The organism is Streptomyces sp. NPDC014889 (assembly GCF_043081205.1).
Classification (GTDB): domain Bacteria; phylum Actinomycetota; class Actinomycetes; order Streptomycetales; family Streptomycetaceae; genus Streptomyces.
In genome coordinates, this window is the sequence record NZ_JBIBWH010000002.1 from 286,102 (window position 1) to 308,895 (window position 22,794).

The 22,794-nt window shown below is 72.5% G+C and carries 19 protein-coding genes; 14 read left to right on the forward strand and 5 right to left on the reverse strand.

Annotated elements, in window-relative coordinates:
* Positions 1–31: 31 nt before the first annotated feature.
* The 7 genes from pdhA (ACF09J_RS04450) to ACF09J_RS04480 are packed head-to-tail and all read left to right on the forward strand — an operon-like array spanning position 32 to position 8,074.
* Positions 32–1,171, forward strand: coding sequence for a pyruvate dehydrogenase (acetyl-transferring) E1 component subunit alpha (pdhA, locus tag ACF09J_RS04450; RefSeq protein WP_392303865.1), 1,140 nt, complete (start codon positions 32–34; stop codon positions 1,169–1,171).
* Positions 1,168–2,172 (forward strand): alpha-ketoacid dehydrogenase subunit beta, encoded by a 1,005-nt coding sequence (locus ACF09J_RS04455; protein WP_392303866.1) that lies wholly within the window; start codon positions 1,168–1,170, stop codon positions 2,170–2,172. The genes pdhA (ACF09J_RS04450) and ACF09J_RS04455 overlap by 4 nt, the downstream gene beginning before the upstream one ends.
* Positions 2,172–3,551, forward strand: coding sequence for a dihydrolipoamide acetyltransferase family protein (locus ACF09J_RS04460; protein ID WP_392303867.1), 1,380 nt, complete (start codon positions 2,172–2,174; stop codon positions 3,549–3,551). Before ACF09J_RS04455 ends, ACF09J_RS04460 begins: the two co-directional genes overlap by 1 nt.
* Before the next feature lie 55 nt (positions 3,552–3,606).
* Positions 3,607–4,524 carry an NTP transferase domain-containing protein gene (locus ACF09J_RS04465; protein WP_392303868.1) on the forward strand — a complete coding sequence of 306 codons (918 nt, stop codon included), beginning with the start codon at positions 3,607–3,609 and terminating at the stop codon, positions 4,522–4,524.
* Entirely contained in the window at positions 4,524–5,963 is a 1,440-nt protein-coding gene (locus ACF09J_RS04470; protein ID WP_392303869.1) for a molybdopterin molybdotransferase MoeA, read from the forward strand. The genes ACF09J_RS04465 and ACF09J_RS04470 overlap by 1 nt, the downstream gene beginning before the upstream one ends.
* Positions 5,960–7,060 carry a potassium channel family protein gene (locus ACF09J_RS04475; protein WP_392303870.1) on the forward strand — a complete coding sequence of 367 codons (1,101 nt, stop codon included), beginning with the start codon at positions 5,960–5,962 and terminating at the stop codon, positions 7,058–7,060. The genes ACF09J_RS04470 and ACF09J_RS04475 overlap by 4 nt, the downstream gene beginning before the upstream one ends.
* A gap of 33 nt (positions 7,061–7,093) precedes the next feature.
* Complete coding sequence (locus ACF09J_RS04480; protein WP_392303871.1) at positions 7,094–8,074, forward strand: NAD(P)H-quinone oxidoreductase; 981 nt, start codon at positions 7,094–7,096, stop codon at positions 8,072–8,074.
* A gap of 4 nt (positions 8,075–8,078) precedes the next feature.
* Here the strand turns inward: ACF09J_RS04480 and ACF09J_RS04485 are convergent, their stop codons facing one another.
* On the reverse strand, positions 8,079–8,795 hold the full coding sequence (locus tag ACF09J_RS04485; protein WP_392303872.1) for a hypothetical protein: 717 nt from the start codon (positions 8,793–8,795) through the stop codon (positions 8,079–8,081).
* 162 nt (positions 8,796–8,957) lie between these two features.
* Between ACF09J_RS04485 and ACF09J_RS04490 the strand changes: the two genes are divergently transcribed.
* Positions 8,958–9,497, forward strand: a complete 540-nt coding sequence (locus ACF09J_RS04490; protein ID WP_392303873.1) for a bacterial proteasome activator family protein — start codon at positions 8,958–8,960, stop codon at positions 9,495–9,497.
* A 113-nt stretch (positions 9,498–9,610) separates the two neighbouring features.
* On the opposite strand, the gene ACF09J_RS04495 is transcribed toward ACF09J_RS04490, so the two are convergent.
* Entirely contained in the window at positions 9,611–11,242 is a 1,632-nt protein-coding gene (locus ACF09J_RS04495) for a protein kinase (RefSeq protein WP_392303874.1), read from the reverse strand.
* A gap of 341 nt (positions 11,243–11,583) precedes the next feature.
* Here ACF09J_RS04495 and ACF09J_RS04500 point away from each other — a divergent pair, with 341 nt between their 5' ends.
* Positions 11,584–13,203: a protein kinase gene (locus ACF09J_RS04500; RefSeq protein WP_392303875.1), complete on the forward strand. Its 1,620-nt coding sequence runs from the start codon at positions 11,584–11,586 to the stop codon at positions 13,201–13,203.
* Between the two features lie 99 nt (positions 13,204–13,302).
* Here the strand turns inward: ACF09J_RS04500 and ACF09J_RS04505 are convergent, their stop codons facing one another.
* Positions 13,303–14,319: a phosphotransferase gene (locus tag ACF09J_RS04505; RefSeq protein WP_392303876.1), complete on the reverse strand. Its 1,017-nt coding sequence runs from the start codon at positions 14,317–14,319 to the stop codon at positions 13,303–13,305.
* 625 nt (positions 14,320–14,944) lie between these two features.
* Between ACF09J_RS04505 and pdhA (ACF09J_RS04510) the strand changes: the two genes are divergently transcribed.
* From pdhA (ACF09J_RS04510) to ACF09J_RS04520, 3 genes are read left to right on the forward strand one after another with little or no spacing between them, the layout of a single operon-like run.
* Positions 14,945–16,141, forward strand: a complete 1,197-nt coding sequence (gene pdhA / locus ACF09J_RS04510; protein WP_392303877.1) for a pyruvate dehydrogenase (acetyl-transferring) E1 component subunit alpha — start codon at positions 14,945–14,947, stop codon at positions 16,139–16,141.
* 2 nt (positions 16,142–16,143) lie between these two features.
* Positions 16,144–17,124, forward strand: coding sequence for an alpha-ketoacid dehydrogenase subunit beta (locus tag ACF09J_RS04515; RefSeq protein WP_392303878.1), 981 nt, complete (start codon positions 16,144–16,146; stop codon positions 17,122–17,124).
* Between the two features lie 11 nt (positions 17,125–17,135).
* Positions 17,136–18,554 carry a dihydrolipoamide acetyltransferase family protein gene (locus ACF09J_RS04520; protein WP_392303879.1) on the forward strand — a complete coding sequence of 473 codons (1,419 nt, stop codon included), beginning with the start codon at positions 17,136–17,138 and terminating at the stop codon, positions 18,552–18,554.
* Between the two features lie 118 nt (positions 18,555–18,672).
* Here ACF09J_RS04520 and ACF09J_RS04525 read toward each other — a convergent pair whose 3' ends face one another.
* Complete coding sequence (locus tag ACF09J_RS04525; RefSeq protein ID WP_392303880.1) at positions 18,673–19,575, reverse strand: D-alanyl-D-alanine carboxypeptidase family protein; 903 nt, start codon at positions 19,573–19,575, stop codon at positions 18,673–18,675.
* Positions 19,576–19,771: 196 nt separating this feature from the next.
* Between ACF09J_RS04525 and ACF09J_RS04530 the strand changes: the two genes are divergently transcribed.
* Positions 19,772–20,422: a GntR family transcriptional regulator gene (locus ACF09J_RS04530; protein ID WP_392303881.1), complete on the forward strand. Its 651-nt coding sequence runs from the start codon at positions 19,772–19,774 to the stop codon at positions 20,420–20,422.
* Positions 20,419–21,738, forward strand: a complete 1,320-nt coding sequence (locus ACF09J_RS04535) for a nitrate/nitrite transporter (RefSeq protein ID WP_392303882.1) — start codon at positions 20,419–20,421, stop codon at positions 21,736–21,738. The genes ACF09J_RS04530 and ACF09J_RS04535 overlap by 4 nt, the downstream gene beginning before the upstream one ends.
* A 133-nt stretch (positions 21,739–21,871) precedes the next feature.
* Here ACF09J_RS04535 and ACF09J_RS04540 read toward each other — a convergent pair whose 3' ends face one another.
* Positions 21,872–22,696: a maleylpyruvate isomerase family mycothiol-dependent enzyme gene (locus ACF09J_RS04540; RefSeq protein ID WP_392303883.1), complete on the reverse strand. Its 825-nt coding sequence runs from the start codon at positions 22,694–22,696 to the stop codon at positions 21,872–21,874.
* Positions 22,697–22,794 lie beyond the last annotated feature (98 nt).

Genomic DNA, 22,794 nt, shown 5'->3' on the forward strand with positions numbered 1-22,794 from the left:
TTCGTAGCCGCTCCCACGAGGAGGTGCCGTCATGACGGTCATGGAGCAGCGGGGCGCGTACCGGCCTTCGCCGCCGCCCGCCTGGCAGCCCCGTACCGACCCCGCGCCGCTGCTGCCCGACGCGGAGCCCTACCGCGTCCTGGGGACGGAGGCGGCCGCGAAGGCCGATCCGGAGCTGCTGCGGCGTCTGTACGCGCAGCTGGTCCTGGGCCGCCGTTACAACACGCAGGCCACCGCCCTGACCAAGCAGGGCCGCCTGGCGGTCTACCCCTCCAGCACCGGTCAGGAGGCCTGCGAGGTCGCCGCGGCGCTGGCCCTTGAGGAGCGCGACTGGCTCTTCCCGAGCTACCGCGACACGCTCGCCGTCGTGGCCCGCGGCGTGGACCCCGTCGAGGCCCTGACGCTGCTGCGCGGCGACTGGCACACCGGCTACGACCCCTACGAGCACCGTGTGGCCCCGCTGTCCACGCCGCTCGCCACCCAGCTCCCGCACGCCGTCGGCCTCGCGCACGCCGCCCGCCTCAAGGGCGACGACGTGGTCGCGCTGGCGATGATCGGCGACGGCGGCACCAGCGAGGGCGACTTCCACGAGGCGCTGAACTTCGCCGCCGTCTGGCAGGCCCCCGTCGTCTTCCTCGTGCAGAACAACGGCTTCGCGATCTCCGTCCCGCTCGCCAAGCAGACCGCGGCTCCGTCCCTGGCCCACAAGGCCGTCGGGTACGGCATGCCGGGTCGCCTGGTCGACGGCAACGACGCCGCCGCCGTGCACGAGGTGCTCGCCGACGCCGTGCGGCACGCGCGCGCGGGGGGCGGCCCCACCCTGATCGAGGCGGTGACCTACCGCATCGACGCCCACACCAACGCCGACGACGCCACCCGCTACCGCGGCGACGCCGAGGTCGAGGCCTGGCGCGAGCACGATCCGGTCCAGCTCCTGGAGCGGGAGCTGACCGGGCGCGGCCTGCTCGACGAGGACGGCGTCCGCGCCGCCCGCGAGGACGCCGAGGCGATGGCCGCGCGGCTGCGCGAGCGCATGAACCAGGACGCGCCGCTCGACCCCATGGACCTGTTCGCCCACGTCTACGCGGAGCCGACCCCGCAGCTGCGCGAGCAGCGCGACCAGCTGGTCGCCGAGCTCCAGGCCGAGTCGGAGGAGGGTACGGCCCGATGACCACCGTCGCGCTCAAGCCGGCCACCATGGCCCAGGCCCTCACGCGCGCGCTGCGCGACGCGATGGCCGCCGACCCCGCCGTGCACGTCATGGGCGAGGACGTCGGCACCCTCGGCGGTGTCTTCCGCATCACCGACGGCCTCGCCAAGGAGTTCGGCGAGGACCGCTGCACGGACACCCCGCTGGCCGAGGCCGGCATCCTCGGCACCGCCGTCGGCATGGCCATGTACGGGCTGCGTCCGGTGGTCGAGATGCAGTTCGACGCCTTCGCCTACCCGGCGTTCGAGCAGCTCGCCAGCCATGTCGCCAAGATGCGCAACCGCACCCGCGGCAAGATGCCCCTGCCGATCACCATCCGCATCCCCTACGGCGGCGGCATCGGCGGTGTGGAGCACCACAGCGACTCCTCCGAGGCGTACTACATGGCGACTCCGGGGCTCCATGTCGTCACGCCCGCGACCGTCGCCGACGCCTACGGGCTGCTGCGGGCCTCCATCGAGTCCGACGACCCGGTCGTCTTCCTGGAGCCCAAGCGGCTGTACTGGTCGAAGGACACCTGGAACCCGGACGACCCGCAGACCGTCGAGCCGCTGGGCCGCGCCGTGGTGCGGCGCACCGGCAGGAGCGCCACGCTGATCACCTACGGCCCGTCCGTGCCCGTCTGCCTCGAGGCCGCCGAGGCGGCGCGGGCCGAGGGCTGGGAGCTGGAGGTCGTCGACCTGCGCTCGCTGGTCCCGTTCGACGACGAGACGGTGTGCGCGTCGGTGCGGCGCACCGGGCGCGCGGTCGTCGTGCACGAGTCGACCGGGTTCGGCGGCCCGGGCGGGGAGATCGCGGCCCGGGTCACGGAGCGCTGCTTCCACCACCTGGAGGCGCCGGTGCTGCGGGTGGCCGGGTTCGACCTTCCCTACCCGCCGCCGATGCTGGAGCGGCACCACCTGCCCGGCGTCGACCGGATCCTGGACGCCGTGGCGCGTCTGCAGTGGGAGGCGGAGAGCTGATGGCACAGGTGCTGGAGTTCAGGCTCCCCGACCTCGGGGAGGGGCTCACCGAGGCGGAGGTCGTCCGCTGGCTGGTCGAGGTGGGCGACGTGGTCGCCATCGACCAGCCGGTCGTGGAGGTCGAGACGGCCAAGGCGATGGTCGAGGTGCCCTGCCCCTATGCCGGCGTGGTCACCGCCCGCTTCGGCGAGGAGGGCACGGAACTGCCCGTGGGAGCGCCCCTGCTGACGGTGGCGGTCGGGGAGCAGGACGCCGGTGGGACCGGTGGCGACACCGAGAGCTCCGGCAACGTCCTGGTCGGCTACGGCACGGGCGCGCCTCCGGCGCGCCGCCGCAGGGTGCGCCCGGCACCGATGGCGCAGGGCTCGCGCCCGGGTACGAGCGCCGCCGCGGCGCCTTCGGCGCCCGCGGCACCGGCCGCCAACGGGACCGCGCGGACGACGGGCGCCCCGGCGGCCGCGGTGGCCGGGCGGCCCGTCGACGGTCCGGTCCCCGTGATCTCGCCGCTCGTGCGCCGCCTCGCGCGGGAGAACGGCGTGGACCTGCGGCAGCTGACGGGCTCCGGGCCCGAGGGGCTGATCCTGCGCGCGGACGTCGAGGACGTGCTCAGGGCCGACGCGGCACAGGGCCACAGCGTCGGCGCACCGGCCGCTCCCGCGACTGCGCCCGCTGCCGGGCCGGCGCAGGGCTCCGGCTCCCGCGTTCCGCTCAAGGGGGTGCGCGGCGCCGTCGCCGACAAGCTCTCCCGCAGCCGTCGCGAGATCCCGGACGCGACCTGCTGGGTGGACGCCGACGCCACGGAGCTGATGCGCGCCCGGGCCGCCATGAACGCCTCCGGCGGACAGAAGATCTCCCTGCTCGCGCTGCTGGCCCGGATCTGCACGGCCGCCCTCGCCCGCCATCCCGAGCTCAACTCGCGGGTCGACCTGGAGGCCAGGGAGATCGTCCGGCTGGACGCCGTGCACCTCGGCTTCGCCGCGCAGACCGAACGCGGACTCGTCGTCCCGGTCGTACGCGACGCGCACACGCGGGACGCGGAGTCGCTGACCGCCGAGTTCGCCCGGCTGACCGAGGCGGCCCGCGCCGGCACCCTCACCCCGGCCGAACTCACCGGGGGCACCTTCACGTTGAACAACTACGGCGTGTTCGGCGTCGACGGCTCCACACCGATCATCAACCACCCCGAGGCCGCCATGCTCGGGGTCGGCCGCATCGTCCCCAAGCCGTGGGTGCACGAGGGCGAGCTGGCGGTGCGGCAGGTCGTCCAGCTCTCGCTGACCTTCGACCACCGGGTGTGCGACGGCGGTACGGCGGGCGGTTTCCTGCGATATGTGGCCGACTGCGTGGAACAGCCGGCGGTGCTGCTGCGCACGCTGTGACGACAGTGTCCCGCCCGCGTTCCCCTTGATCGCGGGCGGGACGCATACTCGTGGGGTGACCTCCTACGAGCCCCTCGCTCACGACGCAGTCGTGCTCGCCGGAGGAGCCGCCCGGCGGCTCGGCGGCGCGGACAAGCCCGGCCTGCGCGTCGGCGGCCGCGCCCTGCTCGACCGTGTGCTCGACGCCTGCGCCGACGCGCACACGACGGTGGTGGTCGCCGACCCCCGCCCCACCGCGCGGCCCGTGCGCTGGACCCGCGAGGAACCGGCCGGCGCCGGACCACTCGCCGCGCTCGACGCCGGGCTGCGCCACACCACGGCGGACCATGTCGTGGTTCTCTCCGCCGACCTGCCGTTCCTCGAACGCGACACGGTCCGGCGGCTGCTGACAGCCCTGCGGGCCGGCCGGACCGACGGCGTGCTGATCACCGACTCCGACGGCCGTGACCAGCCCCTCGTGGCCGCGTACCGCGCGCAGGCGCTGCGCCGCGCGCTGGCCGCGCTCGCCCGCACCGCGTCCGACGGCCCCGACGAGGGCGGGGCCCTCACCGGGCTGCCACTGCGCCGGCTGACCGCCGCACTCGACCTCACCCGCGTCCCCGACGACGTCGCGTCCTTCGACTGCGACACCTGGGACGACATCGCCATCGCCAGGGCACGCATCAGGGAGCATGGGAACGTGTTGGACGAATGGATTTCCGCAGTCAAGGATGAGTTGGGCATCGAGCTGGACGTCGACATCCGCGCCCTGCTCGACCTCGCCCGGGACGCCGCCCACGGCGTGGACCGGCCCGCGGCACCCCTGACCACCTTCCTCGTCGGGTATGCGGCCGCGCAGGGCAAGGGCGGCCCCGAAGCCGTCGCCGAGGCCTCCCGCAAGGCCGCCGCCCTCGCCCGGCGCTGGGCCGACGAGACCACCGGCGGGCCCGGCGTGGCGCCCGACGCCAGGCCCGACACCCGCCCGGACGTCTGATGCCCGCTCGTGGCGCGCGGGTCGGCAAGGATGCCGAGACCGCCGAGGACGCCGAGGATTTCGATGTGGAGGAGGCGCTCGCCCTGGTGAACGAAGGCAGCAGCCGGCGTGCTCCTGAGCCCGGCCGGGGCCGGGCGGCACACGGCGGCTCCCCCACGTCCGCCTCCCGTGAGGAGCACGGGAGCGCCGCGGCCGGTCCCGGCACCCCGCACACCGCGCACTCCGGGGAAGCCCACCGCCAGGTCATCGCCTGGCCGCAGGCCCGCGAGACCGCCGCCCGCGCGGCCCGCGCCGGCGCCCGCCGCGCCCCCGTCCCGGTGCCCCTCGACGCCGCCCTCGGGCTGGTCCTGGCCGCGCCCCTGACCGCCCTGTGCGACCTGCCTTCCTTCGACACCTCCGCCATGGACGGCTGGGCGGTCGCCGGCCCCGGCCCCTGGGACGTACGCGACAAGGGCGTCCTGGCCGGGCACGACGAGCCCGAGCCCCTGACCGACGGCGAGGCGGTACGGGTCGCCACCGGCGCCCGCGTCCCGCAGGACACCACGGCCGTGCTGCGCAGCGAACACGGCCGCACCGACGCCAAGGGCCGGCTGTACGCCACCGAGGAGTCCGGGCACGGCAAGGACATCCGCCCGCGCGGGCAGGAGTGCCGCAGCGGGGACCAGTTGCTGCCCGTCGGCACCCTGGTGACCCCGGTGGTGCTCGGTCTGGCCGCGGCCGCCGGGTACGACACCGTCACCACGGTCCCCCGTCCCCGCGTCGACGTCCTGGTGCTTGGCGACGAACTGCTCACCGAGGGCCTGCCGTACGACGGACGGATCCGGGACGCGCTCGGCCCGATGCTGCCGCCGTGGCTGCGGGCGCTGGGCGCCGAGGTCACCGGCGTGCGCCGGATCGGCGACGACGCCAGGGCCCTGCACAAGGCGATCACCGGGTCGAAGGCCGACGTGATCGTCACCACCGGGGGAACCGCCGCCGGACCGGTCGACCACATCCACCCCACCCTGCGCCGCATCGACGCCGAACTGCTGGTGGACGGCGTCCAGGTGCGCCCCGGCCACCCCATGCTCCTGGCCCGCACCAAGGAGAACCAGCACCTCGTCGGCCTGCCCGGCAACCCGCTCGCGGCCGTCTCGGGACTGCTGACGCTCGCCGAACCGCTGCTGCGCACGCTGGCCGCGCGCCCCGCGCCGGAGCCGTACACGCTGCCGCTGACGGACGTGGTGCACGGGCATCCGGACGACACCCGGCTCGTGCCCGTGGTGCTGCGCGGCGACCACGCCGTTCCGCTGCACTACAACGGCCCCGCCATGCTGCGCGGCGTCGCGGCGGCCGATGCCCTCGCCGTCGTACCGCCGGGTGGTGCCCGGCCGGGCGAGGAGGCCGAACTCCTCGACCTGCCCTGGGCCGCCGCCGGAATCGGGGTGTGTTTCACGTGAAACTTCCGGGCCATGACGCGATCGCCCGCCAGGCGGACGAGCATCTCGTGACCCATCGGGTGAAGCTGCCCCGAAAAGTGGTGGAGCGCCCGATACGTCAGGTCGGCAAACGGCTGTTCCTGGCGGTGCTGGTGCTGCTCCTGACGGTCCTGATCGTCTATGTCGACCGTGAGGGATACCAGGACAGTGCCAAAGAAGCCCCGGTGGATCTCATCGCCGCGGCGTACTACGCGACGGTGACCCTCTCCACCACCGGATACGGGGACATCACCCCCGTCAGCGACAGCGCGCGCCTCACCAATATCTTCGTCATCACCCCGCTGCGCGTGATCTTCCTGATCATCCTGGTCGGCACCACGCTCGAAGTCCTCACCGAACGCACCCGTGAGGAATGGCGTCTGAATCGCTGGAGGTCCACTTTGCGCGATCACACCGTCGTCGTCGGATTCGGCACGAAGGGGAGGTCGGCGCTCCAGACCGTCTGTGCGGCCGGACTGAAGAAGCAGCAGGTCGTCGTGGTCGACCCCAGCGCCAAGGTGGTCGACGCGGCCACGGCGGAGGGCTACGCGGGCGTGGTCGGAGACGCCACCCGCAGCGAGGTGCTCATGCGGGCCGAGGTACAGCGGGCACGGCAGATCATCATCGCCACCCAGCGGGACGACACCGCCGTGCTGGTCACGCTGACGGCCCGGCAGATCAACCGGGCGGCGAAGATCGTCGCGGCGGTGCGCGAGGAGGAGAACGCGCCACTGCTGAAGCAGTCCGGTGCCGACGCCGTCGTCACCAGCGCGAGCGCGGCGGGGCGGCTGCTCGGGCTGTCCGTGCTCAGCCCGGCCGCGAGCATGGTCCTGGAGGACCTCATCCAGCAGGGCAGCGGCCTGGACATCGTCGAACGGCCCGTCATAAAGGCCGAGGTGGGCCAGGATCCACGGGACATGGACGACCTGGTGGTGAGCGTCCTGCGCGGGCACCGGGTACTGGGATACGACGACCCGTCGGTGCGGGAGCTGGAACTGACCGACCGTCTGATCACCATCGTCCGGGCCACACCGGGCACGAAGGTCACCCCGGACATCCGGCCGCTCCGCCAGGACTGACGCCGCCGCGGGCGAAGCAGTAGCGTCGGGCCCATGCATGCGATCACGATTCCCGAACCCGGTGGGCCCGAGGCGTTGGTGTGGGACGAGGTACCGGATCCCGTGCCCGGCGAGGGTGAGGTGCTGGTCGAGGTGGCGGCCAGTGCCGTCAACCGGGCCGACATCCTGCAACGGCAGGGCTTCTACGACCCGCCGCCCGGCACCTCCCCCTACCCCGGCCTGGAGTGCTCCGGGCGGATCGCGGCGCTCGGCCCCGGGGTGTCCGGCTGGGCCGTCGGCGACGAGGTGTGCGCGCTGCTCGCGGGCGGCGGCTACGCCGAGAAGGTCGCCGTCCCGGCAGGTCAGCTGCTGCCCGTGCCCGACGGCGTCGGTCTGCGGCAGGCCGCGGCACTGCCGGAGGTCACCTGCACCGTCTGGTCCAACGTCTTCATGGTCGCCCAGCTGCGCCCCGGCGAGACGCTGCTCGTGCATGGCGGCTCCAGCGGCATCGGCACCATGGCGATCCAGCTCGCCCGGGCCGTGGACGCGAAGGTCGCCGTGACCGCGGGCACCAAGGAGAAGCTGGAGCGCTGCGCCGAACTGGGCGCCGAGATCCTGATCAACTACCGCGAGCAGGACTTCGTCGAGGAGATCCGGCGGGCCACGGACGGAAACGGCGCCGACGTGATCCTCGACAACATGGGCGCCAAGTACCTGGACCGCAACGTCCGGGCTCTCGCCGTCAACGGCAGGCTCGCCGTCATCGGCATGCAGGGCGGAATCAAGGCCGAGCTGAACCTCGGGACGCTGCTCAGCAAGCGGGCCGCGATCAGCGCGACCTCGCTGCGCGCCCGCCCGCTCGGGGAGAAGGCGGCCATCGTCGCCGCCGTACGCGAACACGTCTGGCCGCTGATCGCCGACGGGCACGTCCGGCCCGTGGTCGACCAGGAGCTCCCGATGAGCGACACCGCGGCCGCCCACCGGATCGTCGAGGAGAGCGGCCACATCGGCAAGGTGCTCCTGGTGACGCCCTGAGGCACTAGCTCCGGCGCATCCGTAGAGCGATGAACGCCAGACCGAGGCCGAGGCCGATCAGTACGAGCCCGCTGCCCAGCGGCAGATACCGCAGCACGGGGCCGGTCCCGGTCTCGTCCTGCGCGACGGGCAGGTCGCCGGGGCTGCCCGTTCCGGACGGCAGGGGAGCGGCCTCCTGACCCGACGGGGAAACGCTCGGCGCCTCCGGGGTCACGCTGTCGCCCCCGAAGCGCCCACCGCGGTGGGCGTGCTCCCCCGGTCCGTCCGAGTCGTCGTCCTCCCGTTCCGTCCGCCAATCGTGCGGCCGCCCCGGCCGCAGCCGCCCCTCACCCGGCAGGCTCCCGGCCCGCGACGGGTCGTCGGAGGGCAGCAACGGGGGAGAGGCTGAGGCGGAGAGGGACGGGGCCGGGGGTGAGGCAGGGGGTGAGGCCGCGTGTGAGGCAGGGGGAGACGGCGCGGACGACGGTGAGGACGCCCGGGCCTGCGAGGACCGGGAACCGGCGGCCGGCCCGGGGGCGACGGTGCCGGACGACGAGGTGCCGGAGGCAGAGGCGCCGGAGGGATCCGTGGCGGCCGCGGACGCGATGTCGTACGGCGCCGCGGAGGCCGAAAGCGCGGGCACGGCGCCGTGCGCCCAGGCGGAGCCACCGGTCGGGACGGCCGCGGCCAGCGCGATCAGCAGTACCGTCGCGCGCAGCGGAGCGCGCGGCTCTGGAATCACGTCGGGGACCCCCTCACGGTGTCTGGCCGGCGAATCGGATCATTCCTGCGACCACGGTCACATCGCTGGATCAATCCGGCATTCCAGGTTCGGCCACGCGGTGGACCGCTTTCCGTGGGGGCACCAGGGAGGTGGCGGGCACGGGTGCGAGACAATGGGGGCATGGAGATGCCGAGGAACGAACGGTCGCCGGAGAATCCGCAGATCCTGGTCGTGGGCCAGGACGGCATGGCGCTCGGCGGAGGCGGGGACGACGACTCCCGTGAGACCCCGGTGACGGAGCAGGTGGAGCAGCCCGCGAAGGTCATGCGGATCGGCAGCATGATCAAGCAGCTTCTCGAAGAGGTGCGCGCGGCTCCCCTGGACGAGGCCAGCCGGGTCCGGCTGAAGGAGATCCACGCGAGCTCGGTCAAGGAGCTGGAGGACGGCCTGGCGCCGGAACTCGTCGAGGAGCTGGAGCGGCTCTCTCTGCCGTTCACCGACGAGGGAACCCCCAGCGACGCCGAACTGCGCATCGCGCAGGCCCAGTTGGTGGGCTGGCTGGAGGGTCTCTTCCACGGGATCCAGACGACCCTGTTCGCCCAGCAGATGGCCGCACGCGCCCAGTTGGAGCAGATGCGCCGTGCCCTTCCCCCGGGCATCGGACCGGACGGCGGCGACGACCCCCGCACGGGCGGCCGTTCGGGCGGACCGTACCTGTAGGCACCCGCCCGCACCCGCACCCGTTCTCGCGACACCGACGTGCCAAGGCCCCGGCAGTCCTGCCGGGGCCTTCGACTTGCGTGACCGCCGCCGCCGTGACCGGCGAATTCCGGTCAGGAGGAGGGAGGGTTGCCGGTCGAGACGTCGAGCTGGATCACCGGCATGTTCTTCGGGTCGACGTCCGTGTCGGCCGAGGGGAACTGGTTGAGGACCGTGTCCTGGCCGTACGTGTTCTCGTCGACGTCGACCTTCTTCAGCTTCCAGCCCCCGGCCTGGAGGCACTCCTTGACCGAGGCGAGGTTCTTGTACCGGAAGTCGGGCAGCCTGATCTTGTTCTCGTCGTCATAGGACTGCCGAGGCTCCTTGCACTCGTCGGACTTGATCGTCCGCGAGGTGTCCGGACCGCGGTGGCCCTCGACCGCCGAGGTGGACGCGCTCGCGCCGCCGCCCCCGCCCTTGGCGTCGCCACCGCCGCCGCTTTCCAGGTTCAGCGCGACGACCAGGCCGAGCACCGCCATGGCGGCGACGGCGATCGATCCGATGACCACGGGCCTGGTGTTCCTGCCGCCGCCCGGCGGGGGCGTGTGCGGGGACGGGACGCCGTACGGCGGCGGGGTCGGTGCCTGCTGCTGCGCGTACGGCGACGCGACGGGCGTCTGGTAGCCGGGCTGCTGCGGGTAGCCGTAGCCGGGGCTCCCGGGGGCGCCGGTGCTGTAGGGGTTGGGCGTCGGGGCCGGCTGGTACGGCGTCTGCACCTGGCCCTGGGGCACCGGGCCGGTCTGGTCGACGGGCGGGAAGACGGCCGAGCCGACGCCCGCGCCGCTCGCCGTCGGGGCGCCGGGGACGATGCTGGGCGCGGCCGCCTGGAAGGAGGCCGCCACGCGCAGGCACTCGTCGCGCATGGACTCGGCGCTGGGGAAGCGCTCGTTGGGGTTCTTCTTCAACGCGCGGGCGACCAGCGCGTCCACCGCCGGAGGGAGCGAGCGGTTGACGGAGGAGGGCGCCACCGGCTCCTCCTGCACATGCGCGTACGCGATGGCCAGGGGAGAGTCCGCGTCGAACGGCAGCCGCCCGGTGGTCAGCTGGAACAGCATGATGCCGACCGAGTACAGGTCGGACCGCGCGTCCACGCCCCGGCCGAGCGCCTGCTCCGGCGAGAGGTACTGCGGGGTGCCGACGACCATGCCGGTCTGCGTCATCGACGTCACGCCGGACTGCATGGCGCGGGCGATGCCGAAGTCCATGACCTTGACGACGCCGCGCTTGGTCATCATCACGTTGCCCGGTTTGATGTCGCGGTGGACCAGGCCCATCTCGTGGCTGATCTCCAGTGCGGCGAGCACGTCCGCGGTGATCTTCAGGGCCTTGTCGGCGGGCATCGCGCCGTACTGCCGGATGTCCTCCTCCAGCACGGAGCCGAGGGGACGGCCCTCGACGTACTCCATGACGATGTAGGGCGTCGCCATGCCGTCCACATCGTCCTCGCCGGTGTCGAAGACCGAGACGATGTTGGTGTGCGTGAGCTTCGCCACTGCCTGGGCCTCGCGGCGGAACCGCTCGCGGAAGGCCTGTTCGCGGCCGAGTTCGGTGTGGAGTGTCTTGATCGCGACCTGGCGGTCGAGCACGGAGTCGTAGGCGAGGTGCACCGAGGCCATGCCGCCCTCGCCGAGCAGGTCGCGCAGCTGGTAGCGGCCGCCGGCCAGTGCCCGTCCCGGATACTGGCCGTGTGCGCCGTCCTGGCTCATGTCTCCGCGTCCCCCACTAGGCCGTCAGGCGCCCTCGTTGATCGAATGAGTCATTCCCGGCCAAGTCTGCCCGAGGGCACTGACACGTCAAGCTCAGTGCCCGTTCCGTGACCGTACGCGAAAGAAGCGTCGCGGAAGCGTTACAGCGGGCGTACCGCTGGTACACGCAATTTGCACCACGGCACCCGCAGGGGGTTTCATGGCCGGTCCGTCTCGGGCCGGTTCCGGCGGTGCTCACCGCGACGATCCTGGACCGGCGGCCCCCGCGGAGCCTGTAGCGTGGCCGACGGAGACCGTGACAACACCGCGCGCACCGCGGGCAGAAACGACGGCGAGGACTGATGGCACAGCAGCATCGCGCCCAGGGCCCGTCCGACCCCGAGGCGAGTGGCGGCGGTATGTCGGACGCGCCGGAGAACTGGGGCAACGACGGCGTGGTCGGCGACGGCCGGTACCGGCTGACGCACAGACTCGGCCGGGGCGGCATGGCCGAGGTGTTCGCCGCCGAGGACGTGCGTCTCGGTCGGACCGTGGCGGTCAAGCTGCTCCGCGCGGACCTGGCCGAGGACCCCGTCTCCAAGGCCCGGTTCACACGTGAGGCCCAGTCAGTGGCCGGCCTCAACCACCACGCGATCGTCGCCGTGTACGACTCCGGCGAGGACCAGGCGGGCGGCCAGGCCGTGCCGTACATCGTGATGGAGCTGGTCGAGGGCCGCACCATCCGCGATCTGCTGCTCAACGCCGAGGCGCCCGGCCCGGAACAGGCGCTGATCATCGTCTCCGGTGTCCTGGAGGCGCTGGCCTACTCGCACCAGCACGGCATCGTGCACCGCGACATCAAGCCGGCCAACGTCATCATCACCGACAACGGCGCCGTGAAGGTGATGGACTTCGGCATCGCCCGCGCCCTGCACGGGGCGTCCACGACGATGACGCAGACCGGCATGGTCATGGGCACCCCGCAGTACCTCTCCCCGGAGCAGGCCCTCGGCAAGGCCGTCGACTACCGCTCCGACCTGTACGCGACGGGCTGCCTGCTGTACGAACTCCTCGCGCTGCGGCCCCCGTTCACCGGCGAGACCCCGCTGTCGGTGGTCTACCAGCACGTCCAGGACATGCCGGTGCCGCCCTCGCAGATCCCCGGCGGCACCTGCCCGCCGGAGCTCGACGGCCTGGTCATGCGCTCGCTGGCCAAGGAGCCCGACGACCGTTTCCAGACGGCCGAGGAGATGCGCGGGCTGGTCCAGTACGGCTTGCAGATGCTGTACGACCAGGGCGGCCACACCGGCACCTGGAACACCGGCCCGGTCGACGCGCACGACGGCCGGCACACCCCGGCGGCGGGCTTCGCGGGTACGAGCGTGATGCCGCACCCGACCGACCTCGGCTCCGGCACCACGCAGATCCCCCAGCCGATCCTGCCCGCCGGGTACGGCGCCGGCGACGACGGCGGCTTCGAGGGGCACGGCAACAAGGGCAGCGGGCGCGGCAAGCTGTGGATCCTGGCCGTCCTCGCGGTGATCGCCATCGCCGCGGGCGTGGCGCTCGCGATGCAGAGAACCGGTGGCGACACCGGCGGCGAGGTCGACACCACCAAGTCGCCGTCGAACACGCAGTCCACCGGCGACGAGCAGCCCAGCACCACCCCGAGCGACTCGTCGAACGAGCAGCCGTCGGACACGTCGACGGGCCGGGGCTACGGTTCGGGCGGCGGCAACTGGAAGTACACGCCGTCGTCCCGGCCGTCGTGGACCCCGTCCGAGCCGTCCGACCCGCAGACCTCCGACCAGCAGTCCGACCCGCAGACCTCCAGCGAACCGGCCGATCCCCCGCCCGCGTCGCAGCCCACGGACACGAGCGGCGGTTCGGGCGACGGCACGGGGGACGGCGGCGGCGGCGGTGGCGGCGACGCCGCCGGTACCTCCGCGGGGACCGTGGGGAACGTCGGCGGAGGCGCCTGAGTCCCGCAGGGGGCCGATCATCCTTCACGCGCGCGTGGGGCCGTACGGGCTCCACGCGCGCGTGGTGTTTCTGCGGCTTTCCCGGCGTCACCCCGTGTGTCATTCCGCGAACGCGCCGCACACCGCGCCGTACTCCCGCGTCCACCAGACCGCGAGCGCCGAGGCGGCAGGGAACTGCGGGTCGGCGCGGGTGTCGCCGCGCTCGTAGTGCCAGCGCAGCATCCAGAAGTCGTTCAGGCGCTCCCACCACACGCGGTGCACGGCCGCCGCGAGCTCCGACGCGGTGGCGCCGGCCGACAGCCGGTACGCGCGTGCGTACGCCCTGACCTTCGGCAGGTCCAGGGTGCCGGCGGGCCGGACGAAGAAGATCGCGGCGGCGCGCACCGCCTCCTCCGCGCGGGGCTGCACGCCGAGCCGGTCCCAGTCGACGATCGCGGCGGGGGCGTCCCCCTGGTACAGCAGGTTGAAGGGGTGGAAGTCGCCGTGCACCCAGCCGACGGGCCCGCCGGGCGGCGGGCGCCGGTCCGCGTGCCGTTCCAGGAGCTCCCGGCGCTCCAGGAGCCGGTGCCTGGCCAGTTCGTCGAAGGCGTCCGCGGGCCGGTGGCGGCGGACGTGCGCGAGCAGGTCGTCGATCAGGGAGAAGGTGTCGGAGGGATCGGCGCTCTCCACGGGGTGGGGACTCGCGGCGGGGCGGGTGCGGCTCTTGGGCGGCATCACCCGCTCCAGGCAGGCGTGCACGGCTCCCAGCAGCGCGCCCAGGCGGGTGCACTGCTTGGTGGTGAGCTGGCCGCCGTGCCGGTGCCGGCCGTCGATCCAGGGGTGCAGGGCGTAGGCGTGGCCGCCGACGACGGCGACCGTACGCCCGTCGCGGCCGGTGAGCGGCGGCGCCACCGGGACGCCGAGGTCGGCCAGTCGCTGGGTGGCGCGGTGCTGGCGCGCGATGGCGTCGGGATCGGCGGTGTCCGGATCGAAATGGTGCTTGAGGAAATAACGGCCGCGGGTCGTGCACAGCCGGTAGCCGCGGTTGAGCAGGCCCTGGTCGACCGGTTCGCAGGTGAGCGGGGAACCGGCGGCGTACTGGCGCAGCAAGGCGCTCAGAGGGGGCGCGTGGGGCACGGGGGGTGGTACACATGGGCGCGGCACGCGCCAGATGCTAGGGCACCGTCGACGGCCGTGAGCTGGGGCTTGTCACAGACGGTCATCGATGGTCGCTTTCGGTCACATGAGGTCGCGATGCCGTCCCGCGACTACTCGCCGTGCGCCGGTGCGCCGATGTCCGAGTCCCCCTTGTCGCCGCAGGCGGGCCCCGTTCGACCCCTGGCCGCGTCCCTTTTCGCCATCCCCCGGGTGGGGTCATCCATCAAGAGCAGTTCCGGCCATTCGTCGACCCTTCCCGACTCAGGGGTGACCGGGATAACGTGCCGGTGTTCCGGCCCCCTGCACGGCTGTGACCAGCGGCTGCTCCGACTGCCCGGCGAGGTACTTGGACGTCCAAGCGAAAATACTTGGAAATCCAATGAAACGCCCAGGTCAGGAGGGGTTTCCCAGAATTGTGGAGCACTGGGTAACGTGACTGCTGCAGGGCGCTCGCCGGGGCACCTGTCACGCCTGTTCCCGGCCGAGTGGCACCCACCCCGTGCCCGGTGGTCCGGAAACAGGTGAGCCTCCCCCGAGCTCTGGCGAGCAGGGGGGACCCCCAGGCCACCGGCAACCCCGGGGCCGGACCGACGGAGGAGCACACGTGACCGTGGAGAGCAGTGCCGCGCGCACATCGCGACGCAGCGCCGCAAGCAAGGCCGGAGCGGCCGGCACGAAAGCCGCCGGCACCAGGCGGCGTACCGGCGCCAAGAAGGGCGCCGACCCCGAACTCGTGCAGTTGCTGACGCCCGAGGGCGAGCGCGTCAAGAACGCCGAGTACGACAAGTACGTCGCCGGCATCACCGCCGAGGAGCTTCGCGGCCTGTACCGCGACATGGTGCTCACCCGCCGCTTCGACGCCGAGGCCACCGCCCTGCAGCGCCAGGGCGAGCTGGGGCTGTGGGCCTCGCTGCTCGGCCAGGAGGCCGCCCAGATCGGCTCCGGCCGCGCCACCCGCGAGGACGACTACGTCTTCCCGACCTACCGCGAGCACGGCGTGGCCTGGTGCCGCGGGGTGGACCCGACCAACCTGCTCGGCATGTTCCGCGGTGTGAACAACGGCGGCTGGGACCCCAACAGCAACAACTTCCACCTCTACACGATCGTCATCGGCTCCCAGGCGCTGCACGCCACCGGCTACGCGATGGGCGTCGCCAAGGACGGCGCCGACTCCGCGGTCATCGCCTACTTCGGCGACGGCGCCTCCAGCCAGGGCGACGTGGCCGAGGCCTTCACCTTCTCCGCGGTCTACAACGCCCCCGTGGTGTTCTTCTGCCAGAACAACCAGTGGGCGATCTCCGAGCCGACCGAGAAGCAGATGCGGGTCCCGCTCTACCAGCGGGCCGCCGGCTTCGGCTTCCCCGGTGTCCGCGTCGACGGCAACGACGTGCTGGCCTGCCTCGCGGTCACCAAGTGGGCGCTGGAGCGCGCCCGCAACGGCGAGGGCCCCACCCTGGTGGAGGCGTTCACCTACCGCATGGGCGCCCACACCACCTCCGACGACCCCACCCGGTACCGGGGCGACGAGGAGCGCCTGGCCTGGGAGGCGAAGGACCCGATCCTGCGCCTTCGCCGCCACCTGGAGGCCGCAAACCACGCGGACGAGGGATTCTTCGCGGAACTCGAGACCGAGAGCGAGGCGTTGGGCAGACGAGTGCGCGAAGCGGTCCGTGCCATGCCCGACCCGGACCTCTTCGCCATCTTCGAGAACGTGTACGCGGACGGGCATGCGCTCGTCGACGAGGAACGCGCCCAGTTCGCCGCCTACCAGGCGTCGTTCGCGGACGCAGAGGGGGTCTGAACATGGCTGCGGAAAAGATGGCCCTGGCCAAGGCGATCAACGAGTCGCTGCGCCGCGCCCTGGACAACGACCCCAAGGTCCTCATCATGGGCGAGGACGTCGGCAAGCTCGGCGGTGTGTTCCGGGTGACGGACGGCCTCCAGAAGGACTTCGGCGAGAGTCGCGTCATCGACACCCCGCTCGCCGAGTCCGGCATCGTCGGCACCGCGATCGGCCTCGCCCTGCGCGGCTACCGCCCGGTGGTGGAGATCCAGTTCGACGGCTTCGTCTTCCCGGCGTACGACCAGATCGTCACGCAGCTCGCGAAGATGCACGCCCGCTCGCTGGGCAAGGTCAAGCTGCCGGTCGTCGTCCGCATCCCCTACGGCGGCGGCATCGGCGCGGTCGAGCACCACTCGGAGTCCCCCGAGGCGCTGTTCGCGCACGTGGCGGGCCTGAAGATCGTCAGCCCCTCCAACGCGTCCGACGCGTACTGGATGATGCAGCAGGCCATCCAGAGCGACGACCCGGTGATCTACTTCGAGCCCAAGCGGCGCTACTGGGACAAGGCCGAGGTCGACACCGAGGCCATCCCCGCCCCGCTGCACAAGGCGCAGGTCGTCCGCGAGGGCACGGACCTGACCCTGGCGGCCTACGGCCCGATGGTGAAGCTGTGCCAGGAGGTCGCCGCCGCGGCCGCCGAGGAGGGCAAGTCCCTGGAGGTCCTGGACCTGCGCTCGGTCTCCCCGATCGACTTCGACACCATCCAGGCCTCGGTGGAGCGCACGCGCCGTCTGGTCGTGGTCCACGAGGCGCCGGTGTTCTTCGGCTCCGGCGCGGAGATCGCCGCCCGGATCACCGAGCGCTGCTTCTACCACCTGGAGGCCCCGGTGCTCCGGGTCGGCGGCTATCACGCGCCGTACCCGCCGGCCCGCCTGGAGGAGTCCTACCTGCCGGACCTGGACCGCGTGCTCGACGCCGTCGACCGCTCGCTGGCGTACTGAGGGAGAGGTTCGTGACGACGATGACCGATGCGTCCGTGCGCGAGTTCAAGATGCCGGATGTCGGCGAGGGTCTGACCGAGGCGGAGATCCTCAAGTGGTACGTCCAGCCCGGTGACACGGTCACCGACGGACAGGTGGTCTGCGAGGTCGAGACCGCCAAGGCGGCCGTCGAGCTGCCCATCCCCTACGACGGGGTGGTGCGCGAGCTGCACTTCGCCGAGGGCACCACGGTGGACGTGGGCACGTCCATCATCGCGGTGCAGGTGGCGGGCGCGGCCCCGGCCGAGGTCCCGGCGCAGGCCGCTCCGGTGGCCGAACCGAGGACCGAGCCGGGCACGGACGGGGAGGAGAAGCCGCAGGGCCGCCAGCCGGTGCTCGTGGGCTACGGCGTCTCGGTGTCCTCCACCAAGCGCCGTCCGCGCAAGGGCCCGGAGGCCGCGGCCGCCCCGGCGGCTACGGCACCCAGGGCGGAGCTGAACGGGCACGGCACCGCGGCGGCCGCGGCGCCCGCCGGGCCCCGCCCGCTGGCCAAGCCCCCGGTGCGCAAGCTGGCCAAGGACCTGGGCGTGGACCTCGCCACGGTGGTGCCGTCCGGCCCGGACGGCATCATCACCCGCGAGGACGTGCACGCGGCGGTGGCGGCAACGGCCGCACCCGCTGCGCCCGAACCGCAGACGGCGCCGGCCCCGGTGGCCGCGGCTCCGGCTCCCGTCGTGGGCTTCGACGGGGCGCGCGAGACCCGCATCCCAGTCAAGGGCGTCCGCAAGGCGACGGCGGCGGCGATGGTCGGCTCGGCGTTCACAGCCCCGCACGTCACGGAGTTCGTGACGGTGGACGTGACGCGCACGATGAAGCTGGTCGAGGAGCTCAAGCAGGACAAGGACATGCAGGGGCTGCGGGTCAACCCGCTGCTGCTGATCGCCAAGGCCCTGCTGGTCGCCATCAAGCGCAACCCGGAGATCAACGCGTCCTGGGACGAGGCGGCCCAGGAGATCGTCCTGAAGCACTACGTCAACCTGGGCATCGCGGCGGCGACCCCGCGCGGCCTGATCGTGCCGAACATCAAGGACGCCCACGCCAAGACGCTGCCGCAGCTCGCGGAGGGCCTCGGCGAGCTGGTGGCCACGGCACGCGAGGGCAGGACGTCCCCGGCGGCCATGCAGGGCGGCACGGTGACGATCACCAACGTCGGCGTCTTCGGCGTCGACACCGGCACGCCGATCCTCAACCCCGGCGAGTCCGCGATCCTCGCGGTCGGCGCGATCAAGCTCCAGCCGTGGGTCCACAAGGGCAAGGTCAAGCCCCGCCAGGTCACCACGCTGGCACTGAGCTTCGACCACCGCCTGGTCGACGGCGAACTCGGCTCCAAGGTCCTGGCCGACGTGGCCGCGATCCTGGAACAGCCGAAGCGCCTGATCACCTGGGCCTGACGGCCCACGGCGAAACGGGGCCCCGCGTCCTCGGACGGAGGTGCGGGGCACAGCAGAAGGGCCCGCCGCTGGTGTCAGCGGCGGGCCCTTCTGGCCCGGTGGGGCCGGTGAGCGGCGGTCAGCCCTTCGTGGCGAAGCCGTAGTTCAGGAGCTTCGTCGCGTCCGTCGCGCGCTGCGCGTACGTGGAGGAGGCCAGGACCGTGCCGATGACGGTCCTGCCGTTCCGGGTGGCGGCGAAGACGAGGCAGGCGCCGGCCTGCGGGCCGGAGCCCGTCTTCACGCCGATCGCGCCGCTGTAGCTGCTGAGCAGCGTGTTCGTGTTCGTCCACTTGCCCATCGTGCGGGTGCTGCCCGTCTTGGTGACGGTCTTGGCCGTGTACGACTTCGTCTTCACGACCGTGCGGAACGTGGAGTTCTTCATCGCGCTGCGCGCCAGCTTCGTCAGGTCGCGCGGCGTCGAGTAGTTGTTGCCCTTGCCGATGCCGTCGAACGAGTCGAAGTGCGTCTTGGTCATGCCGAGGCTCTTGGCGGTGCTGTTCATCTTGCCGATGAAGGACTTCACCCGCGCGTCCCGCGTCGAGCCCGAACCGTACTTGTCGGCCAGCGCGTACGCGGCGTCGCAGCCCGAGGGCAGCATCAGGCCGTACAGCAGCTGGCGGACGGTCACCTTGTCGCCGACGATCAGGTGGGCCTGGGAGGCGTTGTTCTTGACGACGTAGTCGCTGTACGCCTTCTGGATGGTGACCTTGGCGTCGAGGTTCAGTTTCGGCTGGGCCAGCACGACCTTGGCGGTCATGATCTTCGTGGTGGAGCCCGTGGAGCGCGTGGTGTCCGCGGCCTTGGTGTAGAGGGACTTGCCGGTCGCGTCGTCCATCACGAAGCCGCCCTTGGCCACGATCGAGGGCGTGGCGACGGCCTGCGCGGGTGCCGCGGTGAGGGCTCCGGCGGCGAGCACGGCGCCCGCGGTCACGGCGACTGCGGCGGCTCTGCGGATACGGATGCCCTGGATGCCGGTTTTCAAGTGAGGTACCCCGATTATGTCGAATTCCTCTGCGGTGCGGCAGAGTTGAGAGCCCACAAGGTGGGGCCGCACCTGTCTGACTCACGGGTGCCATGGAAGGTTGTGCGGCTTCCGGGGTGGATTTCCCGTCGGGCCCGTATGGTCCGCATGCTGGATGGGGCGGGCCTTGCGTACGTGTTGTATCTATGCTGTGGGCATGAGCCTGGCCGTGAAGCAGCCCCCCGCCGCCGACCGCGTGTACGCACACGTCAAACAAGCCGTCCTCGACCGCAGTTACGAGGGCGGCACCCTGCTGACCGAGGGTGAGCTGGCCGAGGCCGTCGGGGTTTCGCGCACGCCCGTGCGCGAGGCTCTGCTGCGGCTGGAGGTCGAGGGGCTCATCAGGCTCTACCCGAAGAAGGGCGCCCTCGTCCTGCCGGTCTCCGCGCAGGAGATCGCCGATGTGGTCGAGACCCGGCAACTGGTCGAGGAGCACGCGGCCAGGAAGGCCGTACCCGCGCCGCCGGGGCTCATCGAGCGGCTCGAGGAACTGCTGCTGAAGCAGCAGGAGCAGGCCGCCGCCGGTGACTTCGCCGCGGCCGCCGTCACCGACCGCTGCTTCCACGCCGAGATCGTCCGCAGCGGCGGCAACGAGATCCTGTCCCGGCTCTACGACCAGTTGCGCGACCGGCAACTGCGCATGGGCGTCGCCGTCATGCACTCCCACCCCGACCGGCTCGCCAAGACGCTCGCCGAGCACGAGCAGATCCTGGACGCGCTGCGCTCGGGGGACGCGGAGGCGGCCGTCGAGGTCGTGCACCGGCACGTCAACTGGTTCTCCCACCTCGCACGGGGTGAGGTCCGGTGAGCGCCTCGTCCTCGTCGGCGTCCTCGCCGGCCGCCCTGCCCGGTGATCCGCCCGGCGGCCGGCGCGCCGTGGCCGTCTGGTGCATCGGCGTCGCCGTCTACTTCGTCGCCGTCATCTTCCGCACCTCCCTGGGCGTGGCCGGTCTCGACGCCGCCGACCGCTTCCACGTGGGCGCCTCGGCGCTGTCGACGTTCTCCATCCTTCAACTCCTCGTCTACGCGGGCATGCAGATACCGGTCGGCCTGCTCGTCGACCGGCTCGGCACCAAGAAGGTGCTGGCCATCGGCGCCGTGCTCTTCACGGCCGGTCAGCTCGGCTTCGCGTTCTCCCCGTCGTACGGCACCGCGCTGGCCTCACGCGCGCTGCTCGGCTGCGGGGACGCCATGACGTTCATCAGCGTGCTGCGGCTGGGCACCCGCTGGTTCCCCGTCCGGCGTGGTCCGCTGGTCGCCCAGCTCGCCGGGCTGGTCGGAATGGCCGGCAACCTGGTGTCCACGCTGGTGCTGGCCCGGCTGCTGCACGGGGTGGGCTGGACGGCCGCCTTCGCGGGCAGCGCGCTGGCCGGAGCGGTGGTGCTGGTGCTGCTGGTGCTGTTCCTCAAGGACCACCCGGAGGGCCACGAACCGGAGCCGCTGCCCCACCAGGGCGCCGCCTACGTACGCCGGCAGATCGCCGCGGCCTGGCGGGAGCCCGGGACGCGGCTCGGGCTGTGGGTGCACTTCACCACGCAGTTCCCGGCGATGGTGTTCCTGCTGCTGTGGGGGCTGCCGTTCCTGGTCGAGGCCCAGGGCCTGTCGCGGGCGGACGCGGGGGAACTGCTCACGCTCGTCGTGGTGTCCAACATGGCCGTCGGGCTCGTCTACGGGCAGATCGTCGCCCGCCATCACGCGGCACGGCTGCCGCTCGCGCTCGGCACGGTGGCGGCGACCGCGACCATGTGGGCGGTGACGCTGGCGTATCCGGGCGGACGGGCGCCGGTGTGGCTGCTGGTCGTGCTGTGCCTGGTGCTCGGCGCGTGCGGGCCGGCCTCGATGATCGGGTTCGACTTCGCGCGGCCGGCGAATCCGTCGGAGCGTCAGGGGACGGCGTCGGGCATCACCAACATGGGCGGCTTCGTGGCCTCGATGACGACGCTGTTCGCGGTCGGGGTGCTGCTGGACGCGACCGGGGACGACTACCGGATCGCCTTCTCGGTGGTGTTCGTGCTCCAGGCGCTGGGCGTGAGCCAGATCCTGCGGCTGCGCAGGAGGGCGGCCCGCCGGGAGCGGGAGCGGCTGGTCGCCAGCCGGGTGGAGACGGTGCACGTGCCGGCGTGACCGTGCGCTGGGCCGCCGCGAGGCGGGGCCGGGGCGGAGCCGGTGTGTTCGCCCGGCCGGAAAGCGCCTCCCCCCGGCCCTCACGGAGCGGGGGGGAGGCAGCGCACCCAGAGGCAGGCACGCCCGCCAGGTCTCAGGCCGTCACCACGAAGTTGCGCAGGATCGCCGCCGCCAGGTCCAGGTCGCCCTCCGTCTTCACCCGGTCCGCGACCGCGTCCGGGGTGGTCCGGCCGCAGGCCAGGCGGACGTAGGTCTCCCAGTCGAGCGTCAGGGTCGCCGCCGGGCCGAGGGCCGGGGCCGTCTCCAGCGTGCCGCGGCCCTGGATGTCGACGCGGATCGTGCGCAGGAACTCCACCGGGCCGTTCACGTCGAAGACGATCGCCGAGCTGCGCGGGGCGTCCGCCTTGACCGCGACCACGTCCGGGAGGGCCGCCAGCAGGTGGTCCCGGGCGACGTGCGCGCCGGGCGAGTCGAGGTTGCCGGGGCGGCCGAGGGCCACGCGCAGGTCCTGCTCGTGCACCCAGATGTCGAAGGCGCGGTAGCGCATGGCCTCTTCGAGGGTGAACTCCGCGCCGAGCGGGCCGCGCACCTTGGTGCCGGGGTCGCGGGACTCGTTCCGCAGCTGGCGGTTGCGGCGGATGATCGTGTACTCCAGCTCGGAGGTCATCTCCGGCGACGTGTGGTGGCGGCGGACGTCGACCTGCATCTCCATGTAGCGCTGGTGCTCGTTGGTGACGTGGAACAGGTCGCGCGGGAGCGCGTGGATGGGCCGCGGGTCGCCCAGCATCTCGCAGTCCATGCCGATGATGTGCGAGACCACGTCGCGGACCGACCAGCCGGGGCACGGGGTGCGCCGGTTCCAATCGGCCTCCACCAGGGGCTGCATCAGCTCCGATATCGCCTCGACGGAGTGGGTCCAGGCATCGGCGTAGGGCTGGAGGGTGGGATGCAGACTCACGGAACGGGACCCCTCGGCGGTCGGTACACGGGCAGGATGTGATGGCATTGCCAGTGGGCAGGTGGCTGCGGTCGGCGGGTGTCTTGAGACGCTAAGTT